The organism is Streptosporangium sp. NPDC051023 (genome assembly GCF_040689595.1).
Taxonomy (GTDB): Bacteria; Actinomycetota; Actinomycetes; order Streptosporangiales; family Streptosporangiaceae; genus Streptosporangium.
Genome location: NZ_JBFBCE010000014.1, coordinates 141,133 through 147,539, shown reverse-complemented (window position 1 = coordinate 147,539; position 6,407 = coordinate 141,133). Strand labels below are relative to the sequence as shown.

General features: G+C 70.9%; 7 protein-coding genes. All 7 read right to left on the bottom strand.

Annotated features, from left to right (window positions below):
* Nucleotides 1–168: 168 nt before the first annotated feature.
* Nucleotides 169–1,059, bottom strand: coding sequence for an LLM class flavin-dependent oxidoreductase (locus AB0395_RS12305; protein ID WP_366279816.1), 891 nt, complete (start codon nucleotides 1,057–1,059; stop codon nucleotides 169–171).
* Nucleotides 1,056–1,352 carry an antibiotic biosynthesis monooxygenase family protein gene (locus AB0395_RS12300; RefSeq protein ID WP_366279815.1) on the bottom strand — a complete coding sequence of 99 codons (297 nt, stop codon included), beginning with the start codon at nucleotides 1,350–1,352 and terminating at the stop codon, nucleotides 1,056–1,058. The genes AB0395_RS12305 and AB0395_RS12300 overlap by 4 nt, the downstream gene beginning before the upstream one ends.
* A gap of 5 nt (nucleotides 1,353–1,357) precedes the next feature.
* On the bottom strand, nucleotides 1,358–1,858 hold the full coding sequence (locus AB0395_RS12295; protein WP_366279813.1) for a DUF3224 domain-containing protein: 501 nt from the start codon (nucleotides 1,856–1,858) through the stop codon (nucleotides 1,358–1,360).
* Nucleotides 1,859–1,868: 10 nt separating this feature from the next.
* Nucleotides 1,869–2,198, bottom strand: a complete 330-nt coding sequence (locus tag AB0395_RS12290) for an antibiotic biosynthesis monooxygenase family protein (RefSeq protein WP_366279810.1) — start codon at nucleotides 2,196–2,198, stop codon at nucleotides 1,869–1,871.
* A gap of 125 nt (nucleotides 2,199–2,323) precedes the next feature.
* Nucleotides 2,324–3,259 (bottom strand): serine hydrolase, encoded by a 936-nt coding sequence (locus AB0395_RS12285; protein WP_366279807.1) that lies wholly within the window; start codon nucleotides 3,257–3,259, stop codon nucleotides 2,324–2,326.
* Nucleotides 3,260–3,332: 73 nt separating this feature from the next.
* Nucleotides 3,333–4,706, bottom strand: a complete 1,374-nt coding sequence (locus AB0395_RS12280) for a pyridoxal-dependent decarboxylase (RefSeq protein WP_366279805.1) — start codon at nucleotides 4,704–4,706, stop codon at nucleotides 3,333–3,335.
* A 222-nt stretch (nucleotides 4,707–4,928) separates the two neighbouring features.
* Entirely contained in the window at nucleotides 4,929–6,209 is a 1,281-nt protein-coding gene (locus tag AB0395_RS12275) for an esterase-like activity of phytase family protein (RefSeq protein WP_366279802.1), read from the bottom strand.
* Nucleotides 6,210–6,407: the final 198 nt, after the last annotated feature.

Here is a 6,407-nt window from a genome sequence, read left to right as displayed (position 1 = left end):
TTCTCGTTGTGGTTCGTGTTTTCCTGAGGTGGGTACCTCCGACCCCCCCCCCCCCGGCCGCCCCCGCGGCCCCCCCCCCGGCAGGGACGGGTACCGCGGGCGATCGGGATCACGGCGGAACGGTCCGCCGCGGTGCCGCCGGAAGGCGGGAGGACGGCCGTAGGGCCGTCAGAGCAGGGCGTTGGCCTCGGCCAGCAGGTCGCACTGGCGGCGCCACTCTCCACCGAACGGAACGACCACCGCGTGCTCGACGCCCTCCTCCGCGAGGGCGGCCAGCCGCTCGGCCACCTGCTCGGGCTTGCCGCTGACCACCGCGGCGTCCGCGTGCTCGCGGGGGTAGCCGAAGCCGCCGCACATGTCGACCAGCGCCTCGTGGCTCATGCCGCCCAGGTGCGCGTCGAGCGTCGCGAACACCGAGACGCCGATCCCGGGAGCCGGGCGGCCCGCCGCCTCGGCCTCCTCGCGCAGGACCTCCCGGCCCGCGCGGAGCTGCTCCAGCGTGGCGACGGCGGGCAGCCAGGCGTCACCGAACCTGGCCGTCCGGCGCAGCGCGGCCGGGGAGGCCCCGCCAACCCAGACCTTGGGCATCGGCGCCGCGGGTGACAGGGTGACCTCGGTTCCCGAGGTACCGGGCAGCTCGACGAGCTCCCCGCGCAGCAGGGCCGGCAGCACCCGCAAGGCGTCGTCGGTACGGCTGGCGCGCTCCCGGACCGACACCCCGGCCGCGGCCCACTCCTCCTCCGGCATCCCTCCGATGCCGACGCCGAGCTGCACCCGGCCGCCGGAGATCGTCTGAAGGGTGCTGATCTGCTTGGCCAGCCAGGCGACCGGCCGCAAGGCGGGCTGCAGCACGGCGAAACCCACCTCGAGGCGTCGCGTGACGGCGGCGGCCGCCGCCAGCGTCAGCGCGCTCTCCAGGATCGGCGTGCCCCACATCAGGTGGTCGCTGCACCACAGGGAGTCCAGGCCCAGCTCCTCGGCGTGGCGGGCGACCTCGACCGGGTCGGCGATCGCACCGTCCGCCGTGGCCAGGGTCGTGTGTCCGATGCCGACCTTCACGGTGTGCCGCCTCCTTCGTAGACGACCAGGCATTCGTGGTTCTCGATCTCGATGACGTCGCCCACCTGATCGAATATCTCCCGGACCCGGGGGACCTCGCACATGCTCCGATAGGATTCCTCGTCCTGCCATTCCGCGACACTGAAGTAAATGTCGGATTCTTTCCGTGAACGGAGGAGTTTGTGCCGGAGATGTCCGGGGAGTGACGCCATGAAGTCACTGCCCTCCCGGTAGACCCTCTCGTATTCCTCCGGCGATCCCTTGACTTTTATTCTGTTGACGCAGAAGAACATTGGCCTCACCGGAAATGGTAGGTAAGCCGATAGTGGGCCAGCCAGCCGTCGTCCGTGAGAGCGGCTGTCTCGACCCCCTGCCCCTGCAGGCCGCGCAGTTCACCGGTGCCCGTGCCCGGCACCACCTTCCACTCACTGGCGACCGACTTGCCGTCGAACGTGCCGGTCGTCTCCACGACGAAGCTGCCGGAGCGGCCGCCGAGAGTGCCGGTGATGACGATGTAGCCGACGTCACGGGTGGTGCCGTCCGCCCGGTTGAACATCTCCGCCTCAGCCTCCCCCTCGCCCTGGATGTCCCCTTCGAAGGCATCGAGGGCGCTGAAGCGGCTCAAGCTCGCGCCGCCGGGGAGCTGCTTGTAGGGCTCGTTGGTGAAACGCACCACCTTGAACGTCCCCTCGGCGACCCGGACGGCGGGCACCGGCCCCGCCGCCGCGCTCGTCGAGACCATGGCCACGGCCACGGCCAGCACCGCGACGACCGGGAACCGCAGTCGTGTGAGTCTCATGGCCGCCACCTCACACCGGGACGTGCGTCGAGACGACGACGGCGTCGTGGTGTTCGATAATGATCTTGTCTGGACCGGGCGACGACGCCCCGGGCAGAGTGACCACCTGCCCGAATATGTCGACGAGCTCCTGGATTCCGGCCAGAGCCCGGTAGTCTTCCAGGCTCTCCCATTCGGCGATGGCGAAGTAGACGTTCGCCTCGGTCTCCGAACGGACAAGTCTCTGGCTGATGTGTCCCGGCTGGGCGGCCATGAAGTCACTGGCCTCCCGGTAGACCCGCTCATACTCCTCGGGTGTGCACCCGGTGACGGTGACCTTGTTCAGGCTGACGATCGTCACTCTTCCCTCCTTAGGCCGACCGGACCAGGATCGGGCACGCCCTTAGAGATCACCTAGTGGACCGCTAGTGTCCGGAAATCCCTACTCGGCAGGAGCAACGATGACCGGCCTGAGCGTCACGCGGGTCAGGAGGCGGCGAGGGCTGGCAGGACCACCTCGTCGAGAACGACGGTGGGGGTCGACTGGTCGGGCAGGTTGTACTGACCCGCGGTGACGGCGACGACGAGATCGAGATCCGGCCGCACGTAGAGCCGCTGGCCTCCGTTGCCGAACCCGCCGAACCAGCCGGTCCCCAGGTACCACTGGTAGCCGTAGTGGAAGTCGTCGGCGATCGCGACGTACGGCCGGAGCATGCGGGCGAGCCAGGGGTCGCCGGACTCCAGGACGTAGTGGCCGATGCGGGCCAGGTCACGGGGGGTCAGCCTGAGCCCGGAGGCCGCCGCGGCCACGCCGTCGTCGCCGAACGCCCATTCGAAGGCGGTGATGCCGAGCGGCTCGAACAGCGCGGAGCGCGCGAAGTCCTCAAGCGGCATGCCGGTGCCCTTGGCGATGAGCCCTCCGACGAGCGTGGACGCGCCGCCGCAGTAGCGCCAGGTCCTTCCCGGCTCCTCGGCGATCGGCCGCTCGAGGACGTACCGGTAGCGGTCGGGGGCCAGCTCCATCGCGATCTCACTGTTGGCCGCGCTGGTGTACGGGGCGCTCTCGTCCCACTCAAGGCCGAGTGTCATCGTCAGCGCGTGCTCGACCGTCAGCTCAGTACGGCCCGCCAGGTCGGGGTACTCGGGGAACTGCGCCAGCAGCGGCTCCTCCGGCTCGGGCACCTGGCCGTCGGCCAGGGCCATGCCGTACAACAACCCCACGACGCTCTTGGTGACCGACCTGAGGTCGTGCAGCGTGCCCGGCCCGAACGTGACCGTCCCGAGCGGCCCGCTCCACGCGACATCCGGCCCCTCGCCGTAGTACTCGAAGATCAGGTCTCCGTGGCGTACCACGACGACACCGTGCAGGTCCGGCGCCCTGCCCGCACGCACGATCCCGGCCAGGGCGCTTTCCATGTCCATCGTCACGCCTCCCTTGTACGGCCTGCCAGCGTGTCAGAGTCCAGCGCGCGAACGCCAGGGGGAGGCACCGAATTCAGAAGGCCCTCAGCACCTCGGCCACGCGTTCGACGTCGGCCTCCGTGGTGCGCCAGTTGCTGAAGGCGGCGCGCAACGCGGGCAGCCCGTCGTAGACGGTCGGGGTGAGAAACGCCTCGCCGGAGGCGGTGATCGCGGCGGCCAGCTCACCGACGCGTTCCGGGGCGTCGGCGAGGGTGAAGCACACCACGTTGAGCCGGACCGGGGCCAGCAGCCGGTAGGCGGGCATCGCCTCGACCAGTTCGCCGAGCCTGGCCGCCAGGGCGATGTCACGCCGGACGATCTCCGCGTGCCCCTCACGCCCGTAGGCCGCCAGGGTGAACCAGGTGGAGAGCGCGCGCAGGCGGCGGGAGTTCTCCGGGGTGAGATGGACGGAGTCGAGGTTCTCGCCGAGCGGGCCCAGGTAGACGGCGGAGTTCTGGAAGACCCTGGCCTGCAGGTCGCGGCGCCTGGTGAACTGCACCGCGGCGCCGTAGGGGACGTTCAGCCACTTGTGCAGGTCGACGCAGACCGAGTCGGCCTCGCCCAGCCCGTCGATCAGGTGGGCGTGCTCGGGAGACAGGGCGGCGAACGCGCCGAAGGCCGCGTCCACGTGCAGCCAGAACGGGTACCGCTCACGCAGGGCGGCGATCGCGCGCAGGTCGTCGAAGTCGACCGTGTTCACGGTGCCCGCGTTGGCGACCACGATCGCGGGCCGTCCACCGAGCGCGGCCAGCTCCTCGGCGAGCCGGGCGACGTCGACCGCCTCCCTGCCGGGCGGGCAGGGCACCGGGCGCAGCGCCGTACGTCCGAGCCCGAGCAGGGACAGCGCCTTGCCGACGCTGGAGTGGGCGCTGCCCGACAGCACCTGGACCGGGCCGAGCGCCGCCGCCCCCTGCTCGGCGACGGAGACGCCGTGCTGTTCGCCGAGCCATTCGCGGGCGATCGCCAGGCCCGTGACGTTCGACATGGTCGCGCCGCTGACGAAGGTTCCCGAGTGCTCCTCGGGCAGGCCGAACAGCTCGCGCAGCCAGGCGACGGTCTCGCGTTCGAGGTGGAGGGCGCTGGAGTCGAGGGCGGAGGTGGGGTTCTGGTCGAGCGTGCCGGTCAGCCAGTCGCCCGCCAGCGCCGCCGGGGTGGTGCCGCCGGTGACGAAGCCCAGATAGCGGGGGCCCGCGCTGCCGGAGAACCCGGGCTCCCAGCGCCGCGCGAACGTCTCCATCGCCTCGGCCAGGCCGGTGCCGCGCTCCGGCAACGCCACGGCCTCCGGCGGCACGGGCGGCAGGGCGACCGGGCGCCCCTCCAGGCCGTCCAGGATCCGCACGGCGTAGGCCCGGGTCGCTTCCAGCAGTTCGGGAAGATGACGCAGATCGTCGTCAAGTCGGAAGTGCATGCGGGCAAGGCTAGACAGTCTCCCCCTCCCTGTCCTGGCCCGGTCGTGGGAAATCGGACGCGGCGAAGGCACACGGCCGCTGCGTGGTCATCGCATGGGCGCTCGGACACCGCGGCGGTACGCGGCCATCGCGCCAGGCGGAGACGTCGCGTCAGGCGGAGAAAAGACATGCGGCCACCGCACCGGGGAGGGGCGGTGGCCGCGTCGCGGGTGACCGTGGGGTCAGAGAAGCGGCTTGGGAAGGCGGATGGTCAGGATGCGGCTGGTGACGCCCGAGTCGATCAGGCGGCCGTCGGCGCCGAAGGAACCGAGGCCGAAGTCGTTGTCGTTGGCGATGGCGATCGTCTTCGGGTCGAGGACGGTGACGCCCTCGATCTTGCCGGGCAGGCCGGGGAGCGCGGCCAGGTCGACGGTGAGGGACTTGGTCGCGACGGTGACGCCCGCGGGAAGAGACGCCTCAAGCGAGGGGGTGGTCGCCGGGTCGTCGTTGACGCCGCCGAGGAGGTTGGTCGCCTGGCGCAGGTCGACGGTGTAGAGGCGGGCCACGGCGTCGGTGCGCTCCTGGAGCAGGAGGCGGCCCGGCCTCAGCACGGTGAGCGCGGAGATCTTCATGTCGCCCTGCTCGGCGGCGGGGTCGAAGGTCGCGACGTTCTCCATGGTGTAGGCCCACTCACCGGTCGGCCTGCCGGTGCGCAGGTCAACTCGCAGGATGCGGGCGGTGCTTGAGGCCTTGCCGGTCTTCTTGTCGGGGTTGGCGAGCGGGCTCTGCACGGCGAGGTACAGGGCGCGCTCGGCGGGCGAGATGCCCAGCGCCTCGAAGCCGCGGTTCTGCTGGCGGGTAGCGAAGATCGCGGGCAGCGTCTCGTAGACCGGGTAGCCCGCCCCGGTCAGGCTGAGGCCCTTGGGCACGTACCGGGCGAGGATGCGCCCGTCGGCGGCCACGTGCACCAGCGAGGGAGAGTACTCCTCGACCAGCCAGAAGCCGCCGCGACCGTCGGTGACGATGTCCTCGGTGTCCAGCCCGTTGGGGTCATAGGAGAGCGGGGTCAGGCCGTCCCAGCTGTAGGGGACCTCGTCGTGGCCCGCCTGGTTCGACAGGCCGGTGATCGGCGTGCCGTCGGACTTCTTCAGCGGGATGCTCTTGACGATCTTCGCCGTGCCGTGCCGTACGGCGACGCGCACGATGGCGGGCGCGAACTCGGGCACCGGGAACGTACGGCGCTTCTCCCCGTTGACCTTCGGCTCGCCGTTCGGGCCCCGGTCGGTTACCAGCCAGTACTCGCCGGGCCGGTCGGCGGGGTAGAGGCCGCTGCCCACGCCGCCCAGCTTGACGCCCCTGTCGTTCTTGACGATCCCGGGCTCGAACGCGGCCAGGTCGGGAGCGGGCAGCGTCACGTCGGAGGTGACCTGCGGTGCCCGGTCCTGTGCGGCGTCGGCGGGAGCGGCGACCGCGGTGGTGAGCGCCGCTGCGGCGGCGAGCGCGGCGATGATTGAACGCGACATGACGCTTTCCTTTACGACCAGGCCAGTAGACGAGATCCGGAAGCTATCGATGCCCGGCGTCCTGGGGCCTAAGCCCCGGTGAACGCGAAGAGAAGGCGCACGGTGACGCCGGACACACCGCACCTTCTCCACCTGCGGTCTTTTCCCGTTGTTCAGGCGGAGTGTCATCCTCGGCGGCCGGTCGCGCCGCGCGACGGC